General features: G+C 59.1%; 21 protein-coding genes. 4 read left to right on the forward strand and 17 right to left on the reverse strand.

Translation table 11 applies throughout. The features are described 5' to 3' along the window. Nucleotides 1–19: 19 nt before the first annotated feature. From AU182_RS15750 to AU182_RS15760, 3 genes are all read right to left on the reverse strand, one after another. Nucleotides 20–1,018, reverse strand: coding sequence for an alpha/beta fold hydrolase (locus AU182_RS15750; RefSeq protein ID WP_066967326.1), 999 nt, complete (start codon nucleotides 1,016–1,018; stop codon nucleotides 20–22). A gap of 158 nt (nucleotides 1,019–1,176) precedes the next feature. Then, nucleotides 1,177–3,261, reverse strand: a complete 2,085-nt coding sequence (locus AU182_RS15755; protein ID WP_153039255.1) for a hypothetical protein — start codon at nucleotides 3,259–3,261, stop codon at nucleotides 1,177–1,179. Between the two features lie 290 nt (nucleotides 3,262–3,551). Next, entirely contained in the window at nucleotides 3,552–4,028 is a 477-nt protein-coding gene (locus AU182_RS15760) for a hypothetical protein (RefSeq protein WP_066967332.1), read from the reverse strand. Nucleotides 4,029–4,732: 704 nt separating this feature from the next. Between AU182_RS15760 and AU182_RS15765 the strand changes: the two genes are divergently transcribed. Further along, nucleotides 4,733–5,179 carry a CBS domain-containing protein gene (locus AU182_RS15765; RefSeq protein WP_227718299.1) on the forward strand — a complete coding sequence of 149 codons (447 nt, stop codon included), beginning with the start codon at nucleotides 4,733–4,735 and terminating at the stop codon, nucleotides 5,177–5,179. Nucleotides 5,180–5,227: 48 nt separating this feature from the next. Here the strand turns inward: AU182_RS15765 and AU182_RS15770 are convergent, their stop codons facing one another. From AU182_RS15770 to AU182_RS15810, 9 genes are all read right to left on the reverse strand, one after another. Then, nucleotides 5,228–7,273, reverse strand: coding sequence for an SLC13 family permease (locus AU182_RS15770; protein ID WP_066967334.1), 2,046 nt, complete (start codon nucleotides 7,271–7,273; stop codon nucleotides 5,228–5,230). Nucleotides 7,274–7,451: 178 nt separating this feature from the next. Next, on the reverse strand, nucleotides 7,452–8,384 hold the full coding sequence (locus AU182_RS15775) for an SDR family oxidoreductase (RefSeq protein WP_082859474.1): 933 nt from the start codon (nucleotides 8,382–8,384) through the stop codon (nucleotides 7,452–7,454). A 63-nt stretch (nucleotides 8,385–8,447) separates the two neighbouring features. After that, nucleotides 8,448–8,858: a VOC family protein gene (locus AU182_RS15780; protein WP_066967337.1), complete on the reverse strand. Its 411-nt coding sequence runs from the start codon at nucleotides 8,856–8,858 to the stop codon at nucleotides 8,448–8,450. 100 nt (nucleotides 8,859–8,958) lie between these two features. Further along, entirely contained in the window at nucleotides 8,959–9,327 is a 369-nt protein-coding gene (locus AU182_RS15785) for a DUF2750 domain-containing protein (protein ID WP_066967340.1), read from the reverse strand. An 89-nt stretch (nucleotides 9,328–9,416) separates the two neighbouring features. After that, the gene (locus AU182_RS15790; protein WP_066967342.1) at nucleotides 9,417–10,121 is read right to left on the reverse strand and encodes a M48 family metallopeptidase; all 705 of its coding nucleotides are present in this window, start codon (nucleotides 10,119–10,121) and stop codon (nucleotides 9,417–9,419) included. Between the two features lie 30 nt (nucleotides 10,122–10,151). Continuing rightward, a complete protein-coding gene (locus tag AU182_RS15795; protein WP_066967345.1) occupies nucleotides 10,152–10,580 on the reverse strand; it encodes a hotdog fold thioesterase in 429 nt (142 codons plus the stop codon). A 41-nt stretch (nucleotides 10,581–10,621) separates the two neighbouring features. Further along, nucleotides 10,622–11,203, reverse strand: a complete 582-nt coding sequence (locus AU182_RS15800; protein ID WP_066967347.1) for a DUF2799 domain-containing protein — start codon at nucleotides 11,201–11,203, stop codon at nucleotides 10,622–10,624. A 60-nt stretch (nucleotides 11,204–11,263) separates the two neighbouring features. Further along, on the reverse strand, nucleotides 11,264–11,914 hold the full coding sequence (locus AU182_RS15805; RefSeq protein ID WP_066967351.1) for an MBL fold metallo-hydrolase: 651 nt from the start codon (nucleotides 11,912–11,914) through the stop codon (nucleotides 11,264–11,266). 123 nt (nucleotides 11,915–12,037) lie between these two features. Further along, nucleotides 12,038–12,925, reverse strand: coding sequence for a hypothetical protein (locus tag AU182_RS15810; protein ID WP_066967353.1), 888 nt, complete (start codon nucleotides 12,923–12,925; stop codon nucleotides 12,038–12,040). A gap of 696 nt (nucleotides 12,926–13,621) precedes the next feature. On the opposite strand from AU182_RS15810, the gene malT reads away from it, so the two are divergent. Next, on the forward strand, nucleotides 13,622–16,348 hold the full coding sequence (gene malT / locus AU182_RS15815) for an HTH-type transcriptional regulator MalT (RefSeq protein ID WP_066967356.1): 2,727 nt from the start codon (nucleotides 13,622–13,624) through the stop codon (nucleotides 16,346–16,348). Between the two features lie 16 nt (nucleotides 16,349–16,364). Here the strand turns inward: malT and AU182_RS16590 are convergent, their stop codons facing one another. Together AU182_RS16590 and AU182_RS15825 are read right to left on the reverse strand one after the other, a co-directional pair. Continuing rightward, the gene (locus tag AU182_RS16590; protein WP_153039257.1) at nucleotides 16,365–17,111 is read right to left on the reverse strand and encodes a hypothetical protein; all 747 of its coding nucleotides are present in this window, start codon (nucleotides 17,109–17,111) and stop codon (nucleotides 16,365–16,367) included. Nucleotides 17,112–17,282: 171 nt separating this feature from the next. Continuing rightward, nucleotides 17,283–18,470, reverse strand: coding sequence for a hypothetical protein (locus AU182_RS15825; RefSeq protein ID WP_066967362.1), 1,188 nt, complete (start codon nucleotides 18,468–18,470; stop codon nucleotides 17,283–17,285). Between the two features lie 287 nt (nucleotides 18,471–18,757). On the opposite strand from AU182_RS15825, the gene AU182_RS15830 reads away from it, so the two are divergent. Further along, entirely contained in the window at nucleotides 18,758–20,410 is a 1,653-nt protein-coding gene (locus tag AU182_RS15830; RefSeq protein WP_066967366.1) for an alpha-amylase family glycosyl hydrolase, read from the forward strand. Nucleotides 20,411–20,964: 554 nt separating this feature from the next. Then, a complete protein-coding gene (locus AU182_RS15835; protein ID WP_227718300.1) occupies nucleotides 20,965–21,570 on the forward strand; it encodes a L,D-transpeptidase in 606 nt (201 codons plus the stop codon). A 61-nt stretch (nucleotides 21,571–21,631) separates the two neighbouring features. Here AU182_RS15835 and AU182_RS15840 read toward each other — a convergent pair whose 3' ends face one another. The 3 genes from AU182_RS15840 to AU182_RS15850 are packed head-to-tail and all read right to left on the reverse strand — an operon-like array spanning nucleotide 21,632 to nucleotide 24,848. Continuing rightward, on the reverse strand, nucleotides 21,632–22,750 hold the full coding sequence (locus AU182_RS15840) for a hypothetical protein (protein WP_066967368.1): 1,119 nt from the start codon (nucleotides 22,748–22,750) through the stop codon (nucleotides 21,632–21,634). Next, nucleotides 22,750–23,472: an OmpA family protein gene (locus tag AU182_RS15845; RefSeq protein WP_066967370.1), complete on the reverse strand. Its 723-nt coding sequence runs from the start codon at nucleotides 23,470–23,472 to the stop codon at nucleotides 22,750–22,752. Before AU182_RS15845 ends, AU182_RS15840 begins: the two co-directional genes overlap by 1 nt. Then, on the reverse strand, nucleotides 23,472–24,848 hold the full coding sequence (locus tag AU182_RS15850; RefSeq protein WP_066967373.1) for a hypothetical protein: 1,377 nt from the start codon (nucleotides 24,846–24,848) through the stop codon (nucleotides 23,472–23,474). The genes AU182_RS15845 and AU182_RS15850 overlap by 1 nt, the downstream gene beginning before the upstream one ends. Nucleotides 24,849–24,879: the final 31 nt, after the last annotated feature.

A 24,879-nucleotide genomic window follows, 5' to 3' on the forward strand; every position in this document is an offset into this window, starting at 1 on the left:
GTTGGACAACCGCCACGTGCTATGGCGTGGCCAGGAATTTTCGGATCGCCCGATTGATGTCTCCACCGGCGCACGCCGAGCTGATGTGCCCGCAATAGGTGCTGAGTTCTAACGTTTCGGATCCCAGCTGTTCACTAAAGCGGATAGCGGGCCTTGGCGTTACCATGTGATCTTGCTGATCCACAATATTCAGCACCTGCGCTTTCACGGCTGCCGCAGCCTTTGCCATGGACCCATCAAAATTCCTGCTGATGTCGTGACTTAGCATGGCCCGCAGCTGTGCCGCCTTGTCGCGCATATCGCGTTTATCACTGGTTTGGGTTGTGCGAATAAATTCCTCGGCCTGGCTTACCGGTGTGCGCCTGGCATGATACTCCGGCGTGTAAAGTGCCAGTGCATCGATCATGGAAACAACCGCTTTGGCATGCTGAATATCGCCAGATTTTTCGGCCAGCGCCATGGCCTCAAGCTGTGTTTGCCACAACAGGCGATCGTAAGTATCTAACCGGGGTGAGCCCACAAGGCTAATGGCTTTATCCATAAAGGCAGGGAACTGGGTAATCCATTCAAACGCCTGCATCCCCCCCATGGAGGTACCCACCACCGCATGTAAATATGTAATACCCAGTGTTTGTGTGAGCAGTTGGTGTTGCGCTTTTACCATGTCGCCGATGGTAATGCCGGGAAAATTTTCATGATTGGACGGCGATGAAGAAACACCATTGCCAAGGGCATCCACCACAATCACGAAAAATTTGTCGGTATCGATGGGATCAATCGCCCCGTAGTTGTACATGTCTTGAGAGCTGCCACCGAACCAGGTTGGGTACAAAATGGCATTGTTACGGGCCGCATTTAACCGACCCGAGGTGCGGTATCCCAATTTTGCCTCCTTCAACACAGCACCACTCTCCAGCGTAAAGCGGTCCAGCGTGGCAACTTTTAGTGGTGGCGCCTCTAATGCCAGTACGGTGGCGCTGGTGAGCATGAACAGGGCAAGGGCAATGATGCGGCGCATGGGGAGTCCTGGCGTTTTGATTATTGTGATTGAGCCTGTGAGGAAGTTTATTAATAATGATTTGATGGACTTTGTAAAGTGGGGGCAGATGGTGCGCGCCATGGGTAAGCACTATCTGCTGTAGCGCGGACCGGCACCTGGGTTTCTGAACTGGCTGGCTAGGGCCGGACCACAATTGGGCCACTCAGGTTCACACCCGGCGCCTTCCAGGTTTCTGCCCACAGCAATTGCCAGCGCTGCGGCCAGCTCAGTGCACACAGGGTGCCGCTTTCCGCAAAGCGGTAGTTCTCACAGGGCAGTGCCAGCTCGGGGGTAGCGAATTCCGGGAGGCCGGGTTCCGTATACGCCGGCTGGCGATAGCGATAGTGATCGACCAGGTAGCGCAGGCCATCATCAAAGGTAAGGTAGTCCCAGCGTATGCGGATCGGCGTATTGCTGGTGCCGGTGCGCCCCTCGCCCTCGCGATACCAACTCACCAGCTGGCCGTTGGCACCATAGGCTCGGAGGGTTTTCAGGCGGCTCTGCAAGTCATCCACACCGTTGTAGGTAGAGATCTCCGTTTCCCGCAATTGCCCGCGGCTGTTATAGCGGTACTCAACCTGTTCACGCGCCTCTGGTGTACCGTCGGCGTCGCTATCAAACCGCATCTCTTCGCTGAACAGCCAATCGTCACTGGTGTAGCGATAGGTGAAGGTACGGCGGGATTCTGGCGTGCCGTCGGCATCAATATCGAATTCCCAGCTCTCTTCGCGCAGCTGGCCACTGCTCAGGTACAAATATTCGTAGGTATTTATCCGATCGACAACACCGTCCCCGTTGTCGTCGATACGCTGCACTTCCCGTAACAACCGCCCAGCGCTGCTGTAACGAAAAGCAATTTCGATGGTGGCATCGGCGATACCGTCGACCGTTGCGAGATCGCCGTCATCCACGGTATCCGCCAGCTCCAGCAATAGTCCGTTGCGGTTGTAGCCAAACACAAAGCGCTGGCGGCGCTCCACCAGTCCATCGGCGTTCAGGTCAAGTTCTTCAAGGCGCCAGTCCAGCAAGCCGTCCCCGTCATAGGCGCTCTCCACGCGCCGCAGTGAGTCCAGAATGTCATCGACCCCCTGATCCAGCTCGACGACTGAAAACACCTTGTTGCCGCCGTCGTCATAATCCAGCCGCACCACAAGACGCTCACCCACCAGCCCCCGCCCCTCTTCTTCGACGATGCGCTTCAGGAAGCCCCGGCTACTGAAAAAACGCTCGGTGCGCGTAAAGAAATCCACGAATCCATTCTCGTCGCTGTCGGTTTCCCGCAGCAAAAAATCCCAGCGGCCAAGGCTGTCATAGGTGTACTCCACCCGCTCCCGCCAGTTTTCGGCTGTTTCCGGCAATACCGTAAAGTAATTGATGCGGGGAAGGCCGAGATCGTTGTACTCCCACCGCACCTCCTGCTCGATACGTTCGTCATCCTCGATATTACGTGTTTCGCGCACCGGTAAATGCACTGGCACCACAATACCCAGCGCGTCGTAGAGATAGACAAGCGGGGCATCCAGCGGTAGCTGGTACTTAATGGAAAACGCGGTCGTTATCGCGGGCAGTGAATCCAGTCCGCGCCGCCAGGGAAAGGCGTAGAGGTCGTAGGCGAAGTCAACCGCATAGTCGGCGAGCTCGGTATCCCAGCCCTGCAGGTCGATTCCGTTCGCGGGGTCCTGATCCCGGTCCAGGATCAGCAGCAATCGCATCATGTTTGACACAAGATCCAGTGCATCCGCCCGCTGGTGATTTTCCAGCGCGGCGCGCAGTGCGGCCTCCTCGGTGATGGGGGCCGTCCCCGCCAGGTCAAAGGGGCTCAGCTCCGCTGCACCGCGGGCCGCGCCAAGATGCACGCCCCCGAGAAAAAATTCGACCTCTTCGCCATCGCGATAGCGAAAGGTTCCTGCGCTGTCGGTAATACCGGAGAAGCTCGGTGTGCGATAGCCCAGCCCTGCGACGCGTCCGGCCAGAAATATCCCGCTCATTTCCGCGCCGCTGCCAGCAGTGGCGCCACTGCTGGAGCTGCCGCTCCCGGTGCCGCCGGAGCTACTTGAGCTGGTAGAGCTGCCCAGTGCGCGTGCGCTGGAATCTTTGCTGTCACTGCTGAAATCACAGGCTGCCAGGCAAAGACACAGGAGTAGGCACCATGCCCGCGATAACCCTGGCATCAGCTGCAGGAAAGGGGGTACGACAACTGCTAAAACGAGCCTTCCTGGCACGGGGCACTCCTCGCCGAACGGAAACTACCGCTACACCGACAACGTCGACTTTATGACCTCCAAAAAGTATTGCTGAATTCCCCTATGCGGGCGGGAAAGTTTCGCGAAATTGGACCAATTGACGTGCAAAGGAATGGGTTGCGCGGCCTAGGGAGGGCTTTACTGCCAGATGTCCAGACGAGCGGCGCGCATTCAGCCAATGGTATGCGGCGCTAAAAAAAGCCCCCGGCAGCTGGGACTGGCGGGGGCTTCGTTACCTGATCGCAAGACCAGGCGCAGGACATGGGAAATCAGATTTTCCAGCTCTGCACTTTTTCCAGACCGTGTTCGGCCACCCACTGGTTCAACTGCTTGGGATTGCGCTTTTTCTTCTCGATCGTGGCGTTGGTGTACGGGTTGCGATAGTGACCCGTTTCCAGCTTCGGCTCTGCCGGCTTGTTGGAGGCAGCGCGGCGGGCGGTGCGACGGGGCGCTTCGCCTTCCCGCTTCAGCGCACGGGCTACCCGCGCCTTGAGCGTGCGCACGTAATCCGGCGCATTGTCATCGTTCAGCTGCCCAACCAGCCAATCGACAATCTGCTCTCCACGGATACTGTAGAGCTCTTCCTCTTCCAGTTCGTATTCAGCCGCCAGATTGATCAGCGCCTTGTCAAAAGCGATCACACCCTGCTTCTTGCGTTCTGCTTTGGCCATCTGCTCCTGCAGTTCTTCGATTTTGGCCTGGTGTTCCGCGATCTGTTGTTCGATCTGGTCGTATTCCTGAAACATGTGATTAGAGCCTCGATATAAACGGTTGTTGTTTTAGATAGTGTTTTTTAATAATGCCGCGCGGGTAACTGGCTACCTGCACAGCGGATGCATATTGGAAATACAGGTCATTGGCTGGTTTAAAAAGGTCATCCTGATCGCCAGGCGGATATACCCCGCGGATATCCGATACTTATAAGATAGTCCAATAAAAATAACCTGGGCTAATTTGCGGATATCCCACGCCCAACACACTTATATTATTGATTGCCGCGCTATGGATTTACCGAATCCAATCGGGAATTGATCCGGATCAACCCGATAAATATCCTCAGTCGCTATAAATGTCGCTACAAATATCGATATAGGTCAACGTGTTAGCAACGCAATAGAACGATAAAAACGGACGGATGAATATACGCCCTTGGCAATCAAGCAGATTAATTTCTTTTATCGCTACCGAATGAACCCTCAAATGGGGGCATATGCCGATAATTCAAGCATACGTCGGGACAGTGCTATCGGGCCACCGGCGCTGGCTATATTGCCAACAGCGCGCGGGCAGGGCCTCAAGCGTGGCGCATGATACTGCGTTGTTTTTCTTTCGCCAACCGCTTGGATATCTTTTTAGCACTGCGCGCCGAAACCACGCCTTGTTCTATTCTTTTCACTGGATATGAGTCTAATATTCCAGATCCAATCACTATTCAGGGGGTATCAAGCGAATGGCGAAAACTCGCGACATCCATCACATGCCGACATTGGCCGCACTGATGACGCCGTTTCCCTATCACATCGATATCGACGCGCCCATTGAGGCTGCCGTGGCGCTGATGGAGGAGCACGGGGTCCACCATTTACCCGTGACCCGAGAGGGCGATCTGGAAACCATCATATCCCAGGGTGACATCGACCGCGCCCAGTCACCGGGGCACCGGCTGGAAGAACAACAGCTGTATGTACGCGACCTGTGCGCCCGGCGACCGTATATCGCAGATATCCACGATCCGCTGGACAGAATCCTGCTGGCCATGGCCAATACCGGGATCGGCTCGGTGCTGGTGATGAAAGAGGGCGAACTGGCCGGCATCGTCACCGTGACGGATGCGCTGCGCTTTTGCGGGGAATACCTGGCAGACCTGACCCGTTCACCCGATGACGATGTGGCGTAAAGCCGTGTTTTAAAGGCGCGTTCTAAAGGTGTGGCCTAAAGGTGTGGCCTACAGCGGCCACACCCACAGAAGCATAGGCACCGACACCGCCACCACAATGATTTCCATTGGCAGGCCCATGGGCCAATAGTCGCCAAACTTGAAGCCACCGGGGCTCAGAATCAGTGTGTTGTTCTGGTGCCCCACCGGGGTCAAAAAGGCACAGGAGGCCCCGATGGCCACCGCCATCAAGAAGCTGTCCGGGTTGACCCCAAGTTGATCTGAGGCACTGAGCGCGATGGCGCACATCACCGCTGCGGTTGCGGCATTGTTCATAAAGTCGGACAGCGTCATGGTGACCAGCAAAATCAACACCAGGGCGAACACCGGATTGCCCTGTGCCAGGTTATCCAGCATGGATTCCGCCACCACGTCCGCGGCCCCGGTGGTGCTCATCACCTCCGCCACGGCAATCAGCGCCCCCAGCAACACCACTACGGAGCCATCAATCGCCTCGTACATACTGCGCAAAGGCACTACCTTCAGCGCCATAAATGCCAGCACGCAGGTGGCAAAGGAGATCGCCGCGGGCAACAGGCCAAAGGCGGCACCGGCCACCGCCGCGCCCATAGCCACCAGCGCCACATAGGCCTTCTCCCGGTTGGGGATGGTGATATCTCTCTGCGCCAGCGGCACACAACGCTGCTCGTTGGCAAAACTGCGCAGGTTTTCTTCGGTGCCCATCATCAATAGCGCATCGCCCCCTTTGAGCATGGTCGAGCGCAGCCGTTTTACCGATCGGTGGCCCTGGCGGGAAAGTGCCAGCAAGTTGATCTCATAGCGGCCCGCAAGGCGCAGGTTTTCCGCAGTGCGGCCAATCAGGAACGAGTCGGGCAACACCACCAGCTCACGCAATACCACTTCGGCGCGGTCTCGCGAACGCCGGTCTTCCTTCTCTTCTTTATCCCGACTGTCGTCTGCGGGTGGAGCGGAGCCACCCTCCTCCAGGGCCTGTTGCGGTGGGGAACCGAGGGGCCCCAGGTCGGAAATTTTGCGCACGGGACCAGGCATCGCCTGTGCCTTGAGGGACCCGGATTTTCCCGCCGACTCGGCACTTTGCTTTGTGCTTTGCTTTGTGTTTTGCCTTGTATTTTCCCCAGTGTCAGCCACATCTTCGAGCGCTGGCTCGGCCTGCGCTGCGGCCTTTTTTTCCCGGTCGCCATTTGCCGGGTCCGCGGCCAGTGTCAGCCCCAGGTTCGACAGCACCGCGGCGAGGGATTCCGGCTCCGATTCGATCACCAGCAGGTCGCCCGCGCGGACCCGCAGTCCCGGCATCGCGGTAGAGACACGGGCATTGTTGTGCACCAGCCCGATCACCTGCGCATCCTCATCGCCAATCATTTTCACCAGCTCCGCCAGCGACTTGCCAATGGCCGCACTCTTCTCGCCCACCAGGGCTTCGGTGAGGTATCTGCCGGTGTCAAAACTGCCGGCACCGGCCTGTGGCCGCGCTGGCACCAGACGCCAGCCGATGAGCGCCACAAACAACACCCCCACCAGGGCGACCACCAGCCCCACCGGGGTGAAGTCGAACATGCCGTAACTGCCAGCGCCGGCACTGGCACGAAAACCGGACACGATCAGGTTGGGGGGCGTGCCGATCAGCGTGGTCATGCCACCGAGGATGGTGCCAAACGAGAGCGGCATCAGTACTTTGCCGGGGGGCAGCTCATAGCGGTCGGCGAGGTCGGTGGCCACCGGCATCAGCAGCGCCATGGCGCCGACATTGTTCATAAAGCCGGACATCCCCGCACCCAGGGCAGTCAGGGCCGCGATGGCGAGGGTGATGCCACCCTTTTTCGGAACCACTTTTTGCGCCAGCGCATCCATGGCACCGGTATTCTGCAGTCCGCGACTCAGTATCAGCACACAGGCGACCGTGACCACCGCGGGATGGCCGAACCCGGCAAAAGCATCGCGCGGCTCGATCAGCCCGACAAAGACACACCCCAGCAATGACGCAAGCGCCACCATGTCGTGCCGCCAGGGGCCCCATATAAACAGGACAATGGTCACGGCGAGAATCAACAGAATGAGGATCTGATCAACGGTCATGGAAGGGTGGGATCCCGGGTTGCGTTCACCGGCAAAAAACGACCGGTCCAACCTCAAACATAGCGGATTTATCGCTCCCCGGATTCACGCGGGCACGCATGGGGCGGGACCGGGCGGGACCGGACGGGACAAGATAGGGCGGGACCTGGCCACAACAGGGGCAGGCGCCCGCGGGCGGTTACTGATTGGACAGCTGGAGCCGCTTCAACCCGAATCGCTTGGACAGCAGACGGTCCCGCAGCCAGCGCGGCAACCAACGGGCCATCCACGGCAGCAGGCGGCTTTTATTGCCGATTCGGAGCAGCGTGGCGGGGCGCTTGCGCAGCAGTTCCGCCGCCAGGCGCTTGGCCAGGTCCCGCGCCAGGGTGGCGTTTTGCTGGGATTCGACGGCACGGGCTCGCACATGGTCTTCACTGCGCTTGTACCAGGAGTCCGGCGCCAACAGACCGCGCAGCGACGTTTCGGCGTGGCGACCAAACTCGGAGGCGATGGCCCCCGGCTGTACCGTGACCACGCGAATACCGAAGGGCTTCAGTTCCAGACGCAACACATCAGACAGGGTATGCAGGGCGGACTTGGACGCACAGTAGGCGCCAGAAAACGGTGTGGGCAGAACCCCGGATACGGAGCCGATATTGCAGATGACACCGCGGCGACGGGATTTGAGCAAGGGTGCACAGGCGCGCGCCAGTGCCATGGGCGCGAAAACATTGGTGCGGAACTGGGCTTCCAGTGTGCGGCTATCCAGCTCCAGCAGCGGCCCCATCTGACCGTAACCGGCGTTGTTCACGAGGATATCCAGACGGCCATAGGCGGTTTTGATAGCGTGCACCACCCGGTTGATGTCCGCCTGGGAATTGACGTCCAGGGCCTCGGTAGCGATCCCCACGTCCGCCAGTTCCTGCAGGCTCTCGGCACGGCGTGCGGTGGCGATCACAATGGTGCCACGGCTGTGCAGGGCGAGCGCCAGTTCCCGGCCGATGCCACTGGAGCAGCCGGTGATCAGCGCCACCCGGTCCGGTACCACGTAACCGCGACCGATCTGCGCCAGGCTCTCGGCGGCAAAGGTGTGATCGGATGGGCGGAAGCGGTTGGCGGGGGGCTTGCTCACGTTACTACTCCAAAACTGAGTCCAATACTGCGTCCAAAACTGAGTCCAAAACTGCGTTCGATCTTAGTCGGACGGCGCCGCGGCCGCATCGCTGGGCTGGCCCGGTGTCCGTTGAAAATGCGGGTTCTGGATCAGCCCGAAGACGTTGCCAAACGGGTCGAGAAAACTGGCCATCAGTATGCCCTCTCCCACATCGACAATTTCTCCGTGCTGGCGCGCGCCCAGGCTGTTGATCCGCTCTACCTGGGCGGCGATATCCTCAACCCCCCAGTAGGCTACCACGCCATCGGCGCGGCTGGTCACATTTCGGGCATCCGGATCCAGTCCCAGCTCGAACCCGCCGACGTTAAAACCGACATAACAGTCGGCCTCGAAGTAGGGCTCAACCTCAAGCAGGGTGGTATACCACGCTTTGCCTTCTTCCAGATTAGTGACGCCGTAGATGACGCTCTGCACCCCTGAAAACTGACTCACTTCAGACCTCCTGCAGGAGATTTGTTTCCGGCTTCACTGTGCATTTTCTGACAGTTGTCGCCAACTTATTCTTGTTTGCTTTTTGCGCACCTGAAGGGCGCTAGTCGAGCTCCTGCTCCAGTTGTTCCAGCAAATCGAGAGGTTCGATTTCCTCTCCTTCCATGTCCGCGTTCCAGTTGATGCCCACCAGCAGCACGTCTTCATGCATGCCTTCCAGCCAGTCGTCCATAAATTCTTCGAGGTCGACGGGCACAACCTGATATTCCGACCAGTCATCGGCGATATGCGCTTCGGCAAATTCACGCTGGGACCAGAACGGGATGACATCGGTGTCTGCGCGACGCTCCGACTCACACAGGGCAAAACCCTCTTCCCCCTCCAGTGCCCACACGCAGCCCTGCTCTACCGCTTCCGGCAGAAAACGGGCGCAGTTTTCCTCAAAGTCGTCTCCGAGTGGTTCCAAATCCATACCAGTTTGCCTTAAAAGTGATGTCGGGAGTTTACGCCAGATTAGGCGGGAGAAGTAGAAACTTGCGCTGGGATGTCGTGAGCTCACCACTACAGCTGTAAAGTGTGCCCGTTCTCCTTCAGCCAACGCCGCAATCGTTTGTAATCGGGACAGAGGCTGGCGACCAGGGCCCAAAACGCAGGGCTGTGGTTATGGTGTTGGAGATGGCAGACCTCGTGGATTACCAGATAGTCCACCACCGGCTCTGGTGCGAGGCACACCAGCCAGTTGTACTGCAACTCACCGCGAATGGTGCAGTGTCCCCACTTACTGCGGGTGCGGCGGACTTTTACCGAGGAGAATTCGAGCCCCAGCAACCTGGCAAAGTATTGGGATTTGTCCACGAGCAGCCGCAGGGCTTCCTTTTGATAAAGCTTCTGCAGCGCCGCCTGGATCTGCTCCTCATCCGGCTCGCGCACACGGCTGTAGAGCTGGATAAAACCGTCGCGAATACCCGCATCCGCCGCACAGGCGGCGCGATCCAGCTCCAGGGTTTTACCCAGCCACGGAAAGTGCGCACCAAAGGCAAAGTGGTGCTCGGGGACCTGGGACTGACGCTCGGCAACGCCGCGCAATTGCGCGCGCACCCACTGGATATTTTCCCGCAGAAATTGATGACCGTGACGCTCGGCGCAGCGCTGGGGGATCCGCACTTCCGCGCCCTTGTCGGTAACCACCAACCCGAGGCGCTTGCGGCGCGGTGAACGCGCCAGTCGGTAGGTTACCTCTTCGAAAGAAAACAGATCTCCGGTCACGGCAAAAACGTCAGTCGCATAAAGTGATTATCAGGAAGGTACCGGCACCACCGCCATGGTGATACGGGAAATGCAATTGAGCTTGCCTCGGGCATCGTGCATACGAATTTCCCAGACCTGGCTGGTGCGGCCAATATGTACCGCCTGCGCCTTGCCGGTTACCTCACCATCGGCCACCGGGCGCACATGATTGGCGTTGATCTCCTGACCCACGCAATAGAATTTATTGGCATCCACCACCAGATTCGCGGCCACGGATCCGAGGGTTTCCGCCAGTGCCACACTGGCACCCCCATGCAGAATACCGTAGGGCTGACGGGTGCGGTCGGTCACCGGCATGGTGCCTACCAGGTAGTCGTCGCCGACTTCGGTAATTCTCATTCCCAGGTAAGTGGGCATGCACTCGCCCATGCCTTGATTGACGGTTTCTACGGTCGGGCTGCTGTGCCAGATCGCCATGGGGTCACCTCTAAAATATGCAGCGGAGTGGAAGCTGAATATCAGTAAAACAGCAGGGGATTGAAAGCACCAAAGCCGCCAAAATGCATCATTTCTGCTTCCAGGTGACGCATTTCCCGCAGCAGGCTGCGCCGCTGGCCGCGCAGGGCGCGACGCTCTTCTTTGCTTTCCGCTTCGTCCAGGGCCTGCTCCACCCGGTAGAGCTCTCGCTCCGCACTCTCGTAACGATCAACCAGCGCGGCATATTGCTGTTCGGCCTGGTACACCGCGAGGCCACGTTCATAATTGGCGAGAAACAGATCTGCGGTGGGGCCGGTGCACACACCCTCATAGTTGCGACCGCGGCGGCCAACCACAAACCCGTTTTCCGGTGTGCAGTAGCGCTCTATCCCCTCTTCATAACCCCGCATCCAGGCCGAGGTGTCCGTACGCACGCCGTATTCATGGCACTTCTGGGCAATTTTATACACGGTAGCCTGGGTTTGGCCGCGGGCGCCATCTTCAATACCCCGCTCATACCAGAGGCCCGCCTGGCACTCGTTTTCAGAAATAATCGCGCAGCCGCTGGCCACCACCAGCCAGGCTGGGATGGAGAGCAGGGTGACCAGTTTCCAGAGTTTCATAATGGGATCCGCCAATAGAATGGCCCTATTACACGCCTTTCCCTGTGAACCTTTGCTGAATCATCCAAAACGCTTGTCGGCAACAAACGGATTGCTCTGCCGTTCCTGGCCGAAGGTGGACATCGGGCCGTGACCGGGAATGAACTGGACCGCATCCCCAAGAGGCCAGAGCTTTTGGGTGATGGAGTCGATCAGGTCCTGGTGATTACTCATGGGGAAGTCGGTGCGGCCGATAGAGCCGGCGAAGAGCACATCGCCGACCAGCGCGAGATTGCCCGCGCGGTGGAAGAAGATGACATGGCCGGGGGTATGGCCCGGGCAGTGCACCACTTCGAGCACTTCATCGCCCACCGTGACGGTGTCACGGTCGTTGAGCCAGCGGTCAGGGGTAAAGGTTTCCACTGGAGGGAACCCGAACATCTGCGCCTGGGTGGTGATTTGCTCGATCCAGAACTGATCGGCCTTATGCGGACCTTCTACCGGAAGCTTGAGGTCGCGAGCGAGTGGTGCAGTGCCACCGACATGGTCGAGGTGGCCGTGGGTGAGGAGAATTTTTTCCAGCTTGAGACCGCGCTCTTCGACGGCGGCCAGAATACGATCCACATCGCCACCGGGGTCCACAACCGCGGCCCGCTTGCTGTCATCACACCACAACAGGGTGCAGTTTTGCTGGAAGGGCGTGACGGGGACCGAGTGAAATTGCAGAGCCATGGGAATACCTGTGTTGTCTTCGGTGCCGAGTATAACGCCCGGGGTCTTATCCGGCTAAGGAGGCTCAGGTACTTCGTTGCTGGCCGGGTGGCAGTGTCGCTACCGGGTGGGCGATCCAGAGGCTTAAACCACCTCTGGCGTTCGCTGCAGCGCACTGGGGCGGCGCGCGGCGGACTTTTTCAACACTTCTTTCACGTCTTCGACCAGACTCCTCTGCACCAGCGGGCTCTGCCAGTAACCATCGTGAGACACCAGCTGGGGCCCCCAGCTGGCGGCGCTCCAGTCTGCCAGCGGACGGGTTTCATAGTCCCGGTAGACGGCCTGGTTATAAGAGGGACTGAGGGGCTTGAGCGGCCAGCCGAACAGGTCGTCCGGGTGATAGAAGTTCTTCCAGCGGAAGTTGTAACCGCGGGTGTCGGAAGTAACGGCCTGGATCTGGTCCCGGGCCATGGCGGCGGTCCACAGGGGATTACTGGCACCGAGGGTATACCAGTGCGCGAGGCTTTTACCGCGCAGAAAGAGATCCTTGGCGGAACCCTTGTGTACACCCTTGGGGCCGCCATCGCGCCAGATCCCGTGGTTGATGGTGGGGCGCTGCGCGTCCCAAAGGTAATTTGACAGGATGCTACAGCCAATGGAATGGCTGACAAGAATCACCGGCGCAGTGTCGCTGGCGGCCTTGGCGGCGCGCTCGAACGTCTGGTAGATCGCCTGCTGGGTTTTGTCGTAATTTCCACCGCGCTGGTCGATGTCGGTGAGCTGGGCAGCGGCTTCGGCGAGGCCGTAGAGCATGAACTTGCGCGCGCGCAGGTAGTCCATGTCGCGCTTTTGCATGGCGTCGAACACCCGCTCCAGATTCGGTTGCAGGTGCCCCTGGTAGAGGATGGTATCGGTATGGACGCGGGACCAGTCGTCCCCCAGTCCGCTCCTGAGTGCCTGAAACAGTGGCTCGGCGAAGCCTTCGTCCACGGCACCCATGCCCGGCGCCGCCAGGATGACCAGATCAGCCATTGTCGCTCCCCGTAAAATTATTGTTGGTATTGTTGTTGGTGCTGCTGTCTGCGTGCTTCTCTGGGCGGCAACCAGACTTGCTATGGATGCGACCACCTCGCCCGGGATTGCCTGCACGCCGTTTTTATTCTGGTTTACCGTGCGATGGTGCGTGTTTGGCGCCGCTGGTCGGGAAAAACGCGACCCGGGCGCCACAAAGGGCATCACAAACAGAAAAAGCTACCACCCTCCGCCCTCAATGGGAAGAACCGCGCCACAAAAGGCGATATACGCGCCAAAACCGCCGTGGCTGCCACGGAATTGCACAAAAATTCGCTTTTTTCCTTCCAGCGAGGAACTTCAACGCCAGCGACCACTCAAAGATACCAGTTCCCCCAGATCACATCGTTTGAACGCGTGGTGATCGAACTCTCTCATCGTATCTCTGCTTTAAGCCGGCCTTGCGCCGGCTTTTTTCTGTCTTTCTATTTCTGTCCCCTACGGTCAACACCGCGGGCAAAGCCTGCAGTCCGGCGCCGCCCCACACCCCATGGCAGCGCGGCACCCAGCGGTACACCCCTCCCCCCCCCAAGGGGGGAGGACGCGCACCAAATGGGGGGCTGGCACACTAACGTTGTACAATTGCGCCTTCCGGGGTCCAGATAATGTGTTGGTGACTGGAAACCCCGGCCCAAGCCCTGTTGACCGGTCATTGCCATGCTCCTAGCTTCCAAGTACAGCCTCCCTGACTGCCCGGAACACACGTTACAGCGGCCGCGGCTGCAATCGCTGCTGGAACAGAGCCAGAGCGACCAGCTATTACTGGTCACCGCCCCCGCCGGCTACGGCAAAACCACCCTGGTCACCTCGTGGGCTGTGGAGCAGGACAATCCAGTGGCCTGGTACTCGCTGGATGGCGGCGACAATGAACCCGGCCAGTTCTGCCGCTACCTGGTGGAGAGCGTGCACCGCGCCACCGGCAACGGGGTCCCCGAAACCAGCAAGATTCTCGCCGCCCAGCACAGCCTCGACCCATCCCTCATCATCAGCCAAATGCTGGCAGAGCTGCGTCAGCTGCCCAGCGAGCTGCGCATTGTCCTCGACGACTACCACCAGATCGACAACCCGGTGGTGCACGATGCGACCCGCTTCCTGCTGCGCCACGCGCCCGCCGGTATTGGCGTGGTGATCACCAGTCGCAGCCAGCCCCCGCTGGGCCTCGGCGCCCTGCGTTTGCAGGGGCGCCTACTGGAACTGGGCCCGGAAGACCTCGCGCTCACCACCGAGGAAACCACCCAGCTACTCGCCCGCCGCCTTCCATTCGCCCTCGGCAGCGACCGCGTGGCACAGCTGCATCAGCTGTCGGAGGGCTGGCCACCGGCGATTCAGATGTTCGCCCTGTCGGTGCGCAACCAGGAGGAAGTGGATCGCTACCTCGGCGAACTGGAGCAGGGCCACGGGCACATTCTCGACTACCTGGCCGAAGAAGTACTGGAACGGCTCGAACCGGAACTGCGCCAGCTGCTGGCACGGACCTCGATCCTGACCCGCGTGAACGGCCTGCTGGCAGAGCGCCTGAGTGGCCAGAGCGGTGGCCAGCAGCAGCTGGAAACTGCCGCCAGCCGCGGACTGTTCCTGCAGGCCCAGGATTCAAGCCGGCAATGGTTCCGCTTTCATCCGGTGTTCGCGCGCTTTCTGCAACGTCAATTATCCGACGGCGACCAGCTGACCCAGTTGCACCAGACCGCCAGCGATACCTGGCAGGAGCTCAATCAACCGCTGGAAGCCCTGCGCCACGCGCTCAAGGCCGAGGACCGCGAGCGGGTCCACCGGCTGATCGCCGAGCAGGGCGAGCAATTCCTGCGCGAGGGACAATTCCGGGTACTGAACGACAGCCTCAACTGGCTCGGCGAGGAGCAGATCAAGCGCCACGCCTCCTTTACCCTGCTGGCGGCCCGGCTTGCCCGCGACAGCTTCGATTACGAGCGCTGCAACAAACTGCTGGCGGCAGCGGAAAGCTGGCTGCAGCGGGAAGACCCAAAGCAATGGCAAGCCTATGAGGGCGCCTTTGCCGCAATGCGTGCACAGGTTTCCGTTTCCCGCGGGCAGATCCTCAAAGCGAAAGAGTACGCCCAGGAGGCGCTGGAGTTACTGCCGGAAGACCAGGTGAGCGACCGCATCGCCGCACAGCTGGTGATCGGCGAGACCAGTTTCTGCCTGGGTGAGCTGGACCAGGCCATGCACCACATGGAAGCGGTGGAGCAAGCCACCCTCGCCCGCCAGGACATTCCCAATGCCGCCTGGGCCCTGTGCCAACAAACCGAAATTGCCTTCGCCAACGGTCTGCTGAAGAAGGCTGCAGCCCTGCAGGCCCGCACGCAGCGGCTGGTGGAAGAGCATCACCTGGTGGGCCTGCCCATCTCTGAATTCATCTACCGACTGCAGGGCCAGCTGCAATGGGAAGCCGGCGATCTCGACGGCGCCGCGGAATCCGCACGGCGCGGTATGCAGATCAACCGCAAGGTGGGCGAGCGCTGGCTGCTGCCGGAATACACATTGCTGTTGAAAGTCGCGCTTGCTCGGGGTGACAAAGATGAATGCCTGGAGTGGATGGAGCGGGTAGAACACCTGCTCACCGGCGAGCAGTATCACCGCGACTGGGTGGCGAACGCCGATGCGGCGCGCATGCGTGTATGGCAGGCCCTGGAAAATACAGAGGCCATCGCCAGCTGGCAGGAACAGGCCGAAGCGGTGGCCGACCGCCCCAGCAACCACTTCGAACAGTGCCATGGGCGCAACCACGTACGCGCCCTGATCTCACTGCACCGCTGGTCCGATGCCAACCGCCTGCTTGGGCGCCTGCAGCAGGTTGCCGAAGAATGCGGCCTGATTACCGACCAGCTGCGCAACCGGGTGCTTGCGGCGCATCTGGCGTGGCTACGCGAGCGCCGCGAATCGGCACTGGCGCACCTGCGCGCTGCACTCACCATTATGCAGGAAAGCGACCTGCGAGCGAGCTTCCTGCAAATCGGCAAACCCATAATCGTGCTGTTAAAAGCCGCACTGGAGGAAACCGGGGAAAACGCCCTGAACGATGCTCAGGCGGATAAGGCCCAGCAGCTGATCAAGCTCGCCCAGCAACAGCCGGAACTGGGCGGCGGCATCCGCATTGAGCTGGACGAAACCATCGTGCGCGAAATTCTCGCCAGTGACGCCGTGCCCGATTTCCTACGCCACTCTCCCCTCACCCCGCGGGAGTGGCAGGTACTTAACGCCATCCACTCTGGCCTCTCCAACGAGCGCATCGCCCGGCATTTCAAGGTCGCGCCGAGCACTATCAAGACGCATATTCGCAGCCTGTATCAGAAACTGGATGTGAAAGATCGCCAGCAGGCGATTGCATTGGCGGAACAGCTGTTGCGCTCGGTACAGGACAAGCCCTGAGAAACACAAGCCGGTCTTAACAACCGGCTTTGAGGGTTCTTTGCTGTTGCGGAGCTTCAGATGGCTCCGGCGGGTAGATGCTGGTGGGCCATTTCAGGGGGGCGAATTCTTTGCACAGCTGCATATCGCCGACCTGAGCTTTTATTTTTTCGACTTTGGCCTGGGTTTCTGGCCCCAGCTCCAGAGTGATGCTGTTAAATATATTGTCTTGTAGCTCCTGAAGCGGGCCTTTGTCGAACGCGAGATTACCGTTCTCGTCGCGACTGTAGTAGTCCTGAACAGTTGTAACCACCACAAAATGTTCATCGCTTACAGGGAATACAAACAAGTCATCCGGCATTACAAGATCATGGACATCTTCAGCCCGGTTGTAGACCTTAAAGCTCGCGCCGGGAACAGGTAAATGATCGTGGCTACGCCAATCTACAGGGCCATGGTATCGAGGGACATGAGCCATATCCCCCTCCCAATTTTCGTGCCCATAACGGTCATTGAGGTAGTGAGTCAGAACCGTTTCAAATGCCTTGGGATTAAGGAACGAAAAATTGGTATTTCGGTAACTATCTGACCATCCGACCACGGCAATGGCAGTAGAAAGCTCAGCTTTACATCCAGTCATCCACGGCCCGTAAAACGCCCACCTCCGCGACCAGAGGCAAGCAATACCCCAACGCTTTCCGGGCATGGAAAAGTCTGTATGCAGGCCCGCCGGTGCATCAAGTATTGCATCGCTCCCCGGATATGATCTCGTCTGCTTCATCATCAAATTCCGAGGGCTGTGGCTAGGAGCTTTAACCACCAAGCGGGATCCCGCAATATTAAGAGTTGTCGGTGAGGCCCAAGCATAATTCGGTCCCTGAGGAATCGTGTACTCGTGCCGTTTTCGCCACTCCAGTGGAGGATACTTAAATATATTACGCACTTGAGGGCCTCCTTAGAGTTTAAATCGGCGTCGCATATCTTCGGTTACGCTTTGACCTATGGCATATACCGCGCCTGCCCCACCGATAGCAGTAGCTACGCTCCCCAACATAACCATTGCAGGCCCGCTAGCAAGTGCTGCTCCGATACCAACTGGTGTTGAAATTGCCACCGCACCTTTAAACCAAGCCATGGCATGCTGATCGCGCCCATAAGGGTCGTTCCTATTATTCATCCGGGCACCGGCGACAGAAAATTGACTCAATGCACCACGAGGGTTTACACCGGTGTTTGCAAACCGCTTATTCAGGCTCAGCTTTAGCTGGTGTGCAAGCTTAAGAGCCTTGGCGGGCGAAGTCCTAGGGCGATGAAGAAAAAGAGTGTGCCCTTCTAAAGAAAGTCCCTTATCGACCAATATCTGCATTGCTTGGGTAAGAACGGCAGAGCCACCGAAATCTGCAACCCAAGCTACCGATTCAATCGTGCTTGCAGCTTCCATGGTAGCCGCAAGATGTACAGCTGAGCTACGGCTTCCGTCTATGGAAAGAGAGTTATAACGGAATAAACCACCCAAACGCTTCGGACCCGGGGTAAAGTGAAGGTCACAGCCAGTTCGCTCAATTGCGGATGTGTTATCCCCAAAGAATGTTAACGCACCAGGTATGCTGTAGTTCGCAGCTTCATTTGCAGATTCATAGTTCGCATCTGCAACTGCGACAAGGCGCCCAATCTGGGGATTAACCTTGCCACCCCTAACATACTTCGCACGCCATTCACCGGTTTCAGCCACTAGTGATGCGCGATAAGTACCTAATCGACTTTGCTGTACGCCCCTATCCTGCGTTCGGTAATAATTATCATCCAACACCAGCTCCATAATACAAAACTGGTCATTCATCCAGCGCACCACCGTCGCTTTTAAGCCCGGCAAAAATACATAGTATTTCTCACTGCCGGTACCACACTGACGCTCGCCGGGTCGTACGTACACGTTGTTTTTACCGAGCATGCCGGTGGTCAGCGCATTCAGCTCTTTCACCGCAATCCGCGCCCAGTGGTGATTGCGCAGCGCGGCCTGCTGCAGGCGATCGTAGACCGGTTTCAGTTCGGGCACGCAACTAATGCGCTTGCCTGCGCGCTGACCGGCGATGAGTGGATAGCGTTGAGGTGAGGACAGAGGGGCGACTTGTGGGGTATCCATGCGAATCCTTGCAATATTTCAAATCCCTGTGAAACTGCGTGGAATCTTAAAGAGCGCCAATATCGGCTTCAAGGATTATTGCGGGCACGCCAGTACCAGCTTTGGCTAATTTGGGCGGCTGACCGGCACGTTTCCGGGCGACTTCCCTCCCTGTCCGCACCCGCCATCCACCCCGCCTGTCCGGCCACCGGATGCCCCCCTCCCCCCCGGCAAGGGAGGAGGCAGGGGTGCTGCCACATCGCCATACTGACCCTAACCTAATAAGTATCCAAAAACGGACTCAAGGCATGAGCGGTAATCCCAACAGCAGTCAAATCGGGGAATGGTGGCGCAACAGCGTGATCTACCAGATCTATCCCCGCAGCTTTTGTGACGCTAACGGCGACGGCATTGGCGACCTTCAGGGTATCTGCCAGAAGCTCCCCTACGTGAAATCCCTGGGCGTCGACGCCATCTGGATCTCTCCTTTCTTCAAGTCGCCGATGGCGGATTTCGGCTACGACGTGTCCGATTATCGCGATGTAGACCCGATCTTCGGTAATCTGTACGACTTCGACCAGGTTATCGACAAGGCGCACGAACTCGGTCTGAAGGTCATCATCGACCAGATCCTGAGCCACACCTCCGACCAGCACCCCTGGTTCGAGGAGAGCCGCGCGAGCCGCGACAATCCCAAGGCCGACTGGTACGTATGGGCCGATGCAAAGGAAGATGGCAGCGCGCCCAATAACTGGATGTCCAACTTCGGCGGCAGTGCCTGGCGCTGGTGTACCCGCCGCCGCCAGTACTACCTGACCAACTTCCTCAAGGAGCAGCCGGACCTGAACCTGCACAACCCGGAAGTTCAGGAGCAACTGCTGGCCGACCTGCGTTTCTGGCTTGACCGCGGAGTCGACGGCTTCCGCCTGGACGCCATCAACCACGCGTTCCACAACCGCTCCCTGCAGGACAACCCGCCGCGCCCGGTGAAGCTGGACAAGAACGGCCTGCCGCCGGTGAACAGTTACGAATACCAGTGGCATATTCACGACAAGTCCCAGCCGGAGAACCTGGTTTTCCTGCAGCGGGTGCGCACACTGATGGATGAGTACCCCGGTTCCGCGACCGTGGGCGAGGTGGGTGATGACAATACCCACAAGATCATGGCCGACTACACCACCGAGCACCGCCTGCATATGGCGTACTCGTTCGACCTGCTGTCGGAAGAGTGCAGTGCACAGTTCCTGCGTGACACTCTGGAGAAGAACCGCCGGGTTACCGAGGAAGGCTGGCCGTGCTGGTCCATCTCCAACCACGATGTACCCCGCTCGTTCAGCCGCTGGAACAAGGGCTTCGACCCGGAAACCGCCAGCGCCCGCGCACCACTGTTCTTGCTCATGCAGCTGATGCTGCGCGGCAGCGTATGCCTCTACCAGGGCGAGGAACTGGGTCTGCCGGAAGCTGAGGTGGCGTTCGAGGATTTGCAGGACCCCTACGGCATTAACCTGTGGCCGGAATTCAAAGGCCGCGATGGCTGCCGCACGCCCATGCCCTGGTTCAACGGCGGCGAGATCAACGCGGGCTTCTCCAAGGTGAAACCCTGGCTGCCGGTCGCAGAAGAACACTACCACCTGGCGGCATCCGTTCAGGAAGACGACCAGCACTCCATGCTAAACCGCTTCCGCGCCGTGCTGCAGTGGCACGCGAACCTGTCGCCGGCACTGGCGATCGCCGAGCAGAGCATTATCGACAGCGGCAATGACCTGCTGGTATTCGAGCGCAGCAGCGGCGACGAGCGCTATTTTGTGCTGCTGAACCTTGGGCGCGAAGCCGCGAGTTATACCTTGCCGGAAGCATTTGTCGGGGCGGAAGACATCACCCCGGCCGGTTTCAGCGGCAGTGTGACCGCGGAGACCGTTGAACTGCCGGTGGCAGGCGCGCGCGTATTCCGCCGCAACTGAGCCAGAACAGTATTCGACGACCAGCGAGGAAGCCGGAAGAAAAACGGAAAGAAAACGGCGAAAAAATCCGAGAAACTGGCGCGCGGTTGCCTGACTGCACAGAACCCGCGCTCCATTACACACTCAAAGGATTACCTCTCAATAAGATCGTCAACCAGTGTTGCTCTCGTCAAAGCACGATTTCCAGTTTCTCTGGAAAGTTTGAAGCCGGCTACCAGCCGGCTTTTTTTTGCCCGTATCACCGGTGACCGCCCCCGAGCGAAAGATAATATCCCCGCCTCCCGTCATTCCGTTTCAATGTAAAAAGCGCCAATCACGGACCCTACCATGCCTCTCACTTGCCCTGAGGTTCGCTCGCCAGCGATGCCGATAGGCAGGCTCATCCCGCGGCCAATTCGGGATACACCGACGCGCCGCTTTGGGGAAATTCACAGGTCTGGTCAGTGCACGACGGTGCAGGGGTTTGTTCGCCCTGAATTTCACTGGAGAACGAATGCCTCCAGCGCACCCGCACGCCGCCCTGCAAGTTGCTCGCGAGAGCAGATGAGGTACGCATGCAAGGCTCTTCCACATTCATCAAGCAAGCTCTTAAAAAAATCGCCCTCGGCGCCAGCCTGGTTCTCGCCGCGTCGGCGGTCTTTGCACCGGTGGCACAGGCGGGTGACTACCCCTATCCCTACCAGCAGCACCGCTCCATGACCGACGGAAGTGCCTGGTGGCGCCGGGATGTTGTGGGCGGTGCGCCGCACATCATCATCGACATCAGTGAACAGCGGGCCTATTTCTACAAGGGCAGCCAGCTCGCGGGCATCTCTCCGGTGGCAACAGGCATTGCCGGCTACCGCACGCCCACTGGCAGCTTCCGTATTTCAGAGAAAAACATCGATCACCGCTCCAATCTGTTCGGGCACTATGTGGACCGGGCCGGCTATGTGCGCAAGTCGAGCGTCGATGTGCGCCGCGACAAGCGTCCGGCGGGGACCGTATTCCGCGGTGCGTCGATGGACTTCTTTATGCGTTTCAATGGCGCGGTAGGTATGCATGCGGGCAAGGTCACCGGGCGTCCGGAGTCCCATGGCTGTGTTCGCCTGCCCTGGCACATGGCGAAGATCTTTTTCGAAAATGCCCCCTCGGGCACCAAGGTCACGGTTCGTCAATAAACGCACGACCACTACGAAAAAGGGCAGCTTTCGCTGCCCTTTTTATATTCCGTAGCGCGCCTTAGCCGAGGCTCCCCAGCACACTGCGCATGGTCCAGAAATCCCAACCTTCCGGTAAACGTGCACGCTCTTCCTCGGTCGCAACAATACCCCGGCGATGTTCCGGCCACGCCAGCACCGCTACACCCTCGTAGCCGGTAAAGTGGTGAAACATTACGGGGGCGGATAGTTTGCGCTCCAGCTGCTCACACAGCGGGTGCCAGGACAAGGGCAGCTGCCGGCGCACCCGGGACCAGTCGCGTTCAGATTCCGTTTCTGCGTCGTGCGCAGACATTGCCGGGTGTTCCTGCTTCGCGTCAAACCGCGCCTGGCTAGCCGCCAGTGCGCTGTTCTCGGGCAATGTCAGTACGCCCATGGCCTGCTGCTGGGCGCAAAGAATACAGGCATCCATAGACAGCCCCAGCGCCGCACCCCGCTCCACCGGTACAAACCAGTGGTTCCCGGCGGGTACCGGCCACTCACAGAAGCCACAGGTACCGTGGTCGGCGGCCTCTGGCTCGACATCGCCCACCCCCAGCACCGGCTTACCCGGCGCCCAGAAATGCGCTTCTTCGCTGGGGAAAAACTCCTGCGCGTACTGGCTCACATGCCAGTGAAAACTGAACCCTTCGGCAACCCGCGTGCGGTCCCGCGGGCCGAGGCCGCGAAAACCGCGGTGGTTTACTTTCGCCAGGCAATATTCGCAGGCGTGTGGTGTGCCGCTCAGTCCGGGTGCCGCCAGTGCTTCCCGGGCGGTACCGATCCAGACCACCTGGGCGGGATCTTCCAGGGCGCCACAACAGCTGGCCAGGTGTACACGGTGAAAGAATTCCGTCCGCACCTGCCGGTCTTCCACCGCAGCCACATCCACCGCATACACCATCACCGGGCTCCCGCGGTACATCCAGCCGTGCTCGGTCTGCTCGAGGTCTCCCAGAGTAACTTCCATTCCCCGGATCAGGGCCTGCTCGACCGACGCACTGTGGGGGTCAGGCGCGGCGGCGTCAGCGGACTCTGCGACGGCCTCCGGGTCTTCGCGCTCCAGGACATCCTGCCCGATAGCCGCGTCGTGCGCATCGCGGCCCCCCATACCGGAAATGGCCTGGGTGAGTGCTTCCAGATGGCGGCTCCAGCGGCTCATCAGAAAGATTCCTCGAGGATGCTGTGGATCTTGGTTTCAGAATTGGTGATCACGCGGAAGGCCACTCGCTTGGATTGTTCGATATTCTCGCTGCCATCGGCATTGTAGATGGGTCGGGAGGAAGAATACCCGACAGCGGCCACATTCTGCATCATCCAGGCGTGGTGAGTGGTCACTTCATCCAGGGTATACACGTAGCGCAGCACCGAACGCGCGCGATCCTGCGATAAGCGCAGGTTATTGAAGTACATGTCATTGCGGTCACTGGTCTGCCCCCAGCCGGAGCTGGTGTGCCCCTCGATGCGCACCGCCTCTACCGACCCCTTAAACGGCGCCAGCACATTCATATAGCGGGGGAAGAACTCCTCAAACACCACCTTGTAGCTAGCAGTGAGCGCCGCCTCGCCGGTATCGAACATGGCATCGGAGTTATTGAAGGCCACCGTCAGGGTATCCCGGTCAATGGTGGCCCCCCAGCGCGCCAGATCTGGAGCGAATTCATTCTGCAGTGATTCGTAAATCGCCAGCTGGTTTTCCTTGTACGACATGGCGATGGTGCGGATTTTTTCCCGCTCGATCATGACCGAGCGCATCATCGCCACTGCAATACACAGAAACACCATCATCAGCCCCGCCATCAGGTCGGACACGCTGATCCACGAGGATTCGCCCTCGCCGCGGTTCGCCAAACCGGAACGGGGAAACCCCGGCCTGGTGGACATCAGGCGATTTCCTCGCGCGCGCGCTCATTCGCAGCGGCGGTTTGAGCAGCCTGTGTCAGACGCTGCATCTGCGCCACCAGCTGGCGGTAATCCCGGGTAAACTGGCCGCTGATGGTTGCCAGCGCCTGGCCCATGGCCGCAATAACGCCTTCCACCTCTTCTTCCATCTTGCGCTCCACCAGCTGGTATTGCTTGCCGATGGAATTCTCGGCGTCGCCCATGCTTTTGCGAATCACATGGCTGAGCGCATCCACCATTTCCTTGTGCGTGCGTGCCTGCTGCAGGGCCAGCTCCTGCATGCCATTGCGATGGGTGGTGATGGATTCCTGCACCAACCCCTGAATGAAGTCGGCATCCAGGCTGGACATTTTCTCGAAGGCGCCGGACACCGCCTTGATCTGCGCGCCCAGCATCTCACTCTGCTGGGCGATGCTCACCAGTGACTGCTTCATGTCGCTGGTCATGACCTGCTGTACCACATCGATGCCCTGTACAAACTGATCGATGCGCTCACCCAAGTGCGGCAGTACTTCCTGCATCTGCACACTCACCCCGCGGTAGCGTTCCAGCTGCTCATTGAGCGCCTGCATTTGTTCGCGCGCCTGTGCATTCACGCCCTGCATGCCTTCGAAGAACTGCGGAATATCCGCAAGTTGCTGGTGGATCTGCTGTAGATCCCGTGCCACCTGCACCAGCCCCATGACCGTCGTATCGCAGTGCTCGGACCAATATTCCACCCGCTCCTCATGGGCCTTGTATTCGCGGGTGAGGGTTTCCACCATGGCATCAAAGCGGGCAAAGTTTTCCCCGAAGCGGGTCATGTTTTCGCCGAACTGGTTTTCCACCCGCTCGTTAAAACGCTGAACCACCTGCTCCATTTCCTGTACCAGCGCCTGAGATACCTGCCCGGAAAAATTCTCCAGCTGCGCCTCACTCTGCTTCAACTGTCGCTCCTGCCCGTCAACCAATGCGACCTGCAGCTGCTGTAGCGCATCGCGCACGTCCGCCAAGTCGGTTACCGGCAGGTTTTCCCCCGGCAACGGGATAAAGCGGGTCAGGGCACGCAGCAGGATCGACAGGCCAATGCCGCATACGCTGGTAATAAAGGCGGTTTTCAGACCTTCCAGCAAATTGGAAATACTCTGGTCGATATCCGCGAGGCTGAATTCAAACAGGCCGATAATCACACCGGTAAAGGTGCCGAGAATACCCAGGGAGGTAAGCAGCCCGGGAGACTGTTCCACAAACTCCCCACCGCGACGAATAAACCGGCACACCAGCGCCAGGGCAAACAGTACCAGCATCACGGAGAGGAACCCGTCGGTTACCGCATCCGGGCTCAGGGCAACAAAAATAGAGCGCAAGAATTCAGACATGGAAGCAATCTCTTGTGGAATCTTCTCGAAT

Source organism: Microbulbifer sp. Q7 (assembly GCF_001639145.1).
In the GTDB taxonomy this organism is placed as follows: domain Bacteria; phylum Pseudomonadota; class Gammaproteobacteria; order Pseudomonadales; family Cellvibrionaceae; genus Microbulbifer.

Excerpts from the sequence above, each read along its gene's own strand:
- AU182_RS15835 (WP_227718300.1), top strand. The coding sequence starts at position 20,965 with ATGCAAGGCTCTTCCACATTCATCAAGCAAGCTCTTAAAAAAATCGCC.
- AU182_RS15805 (WP_066967351.1), bottom strand. The coding sequence starts at position 11,914 with ATGGCTCTGCAATTTCACTCGGTCCCCGTCACGCCCTTCCAGCAAAAC.
- AU182_RS15845 (WP_066967370.1), bottom strand. The coding sequence starts at position 23,472 with ATGTCCACCAGGCCGGGGTTTCCCCGTTCCGGTTTGGCGAACCGCGGC.
- AU182_RS15770 (WP_066967334.1), bottom strand. The coding sequence starts at position 7,273 with ATGACCGTTGATCAGATCCTCATTCTGTTGATTCTCGCCGTGACCATT.
- AU182_RS15760 (WP_066967332.1), bottom strand. The coding sequence starts at position 4,028 with ATGTTTCAGGAATACGACCAGATCGAACAACAGATCGCGGAACACCAG.
- AU182_RS15850 (WP_066967373.1), bottom strand. The coding sequence starts at position 24,848 with ATGTCTGAATTCTTGCGCTCTATTTTTGTTGCCCTGAGCCCGGATGCG.
- AU182_RS15800 (WP_066967347.1), bottom strand. The coding sequence starts at position 11,203 with ATGAAACTCTGGAAACTGGTCACCCTGCTCTCCATCCCAGCCTGGCTG.
- AU182_RS15765 (WP_227718299.1), top strand. The coding sequence starts at position 4,733 with ATGGCGAAAACTCGCGACATCCATCACATGCCGACATTGGCCGCACTG.
- AU182_RS15825 (WP_066967362.1), bottom strand. The coding sequence starts at position 18,470 with ATGGATACCCCACAAGTCGCCCCTCTGTCCTCACCTCAACGCTATCCA.
- AU182_RS15795 (WP_066967345.1), bottom strand. The coding sequence starts at position 10,580 with ATGGCGATCTGGCACAGCAGCCCGACCGTAGAAACCGTCAATCAAGGC.
- AU182_RS15750 (WP_066967326.1), bottom strand. The coding sequence starts at position 1,018 with ATGCGCCGCATCATTGCCCTTGCCCTGTTCATGCTCACCAGCGCCACC.
- AU182_RS15840 (WP_066967368.1), bottom strand. The coding sequence starts at position 22,750 with ATGAGCCGCTGGAGCCGCCATCTGGAAGCACTCACCCAGGCCATTTCC.
- malT (WP_066967356.1), top strand. The coding sequence starts at position 13,622 with ATGCTCCTAGCTTCCAAGTACAGCCTCCCTGACTGCCCGGAACACACG.
- AU182_RS15830 (WP_066967366.1), top strand. The coding sequence starts at position 18,758 with ATGAGCGGTAATCCCAACAGCAGTCAAATCGGGGAATGGTGGCGCAAC.
- AU182_RS15810 (WP_066967353.1), bottom strand. The coding sequence starts at position 12,925 with ATGGCTGATCTGGTCATCCTGGCGGCGCCGGGCATGGGTGCCGTGGAC.
- AU182_RS15785 (WP_066967340.1), bottom strand. The coding sequence starts at position 9,327 with ATGGATTTGGAACCACTCGGAGACGACTTTGAGGAAAACTGCGCCCGT.
- AU182_RS16590 (WP_153039257.1), bottom strand. The coding sequence starts at position 17,111 with ATGATGAAGCAGACGAGATCATATCCGGGGAGCGATGCAATACTTGAT.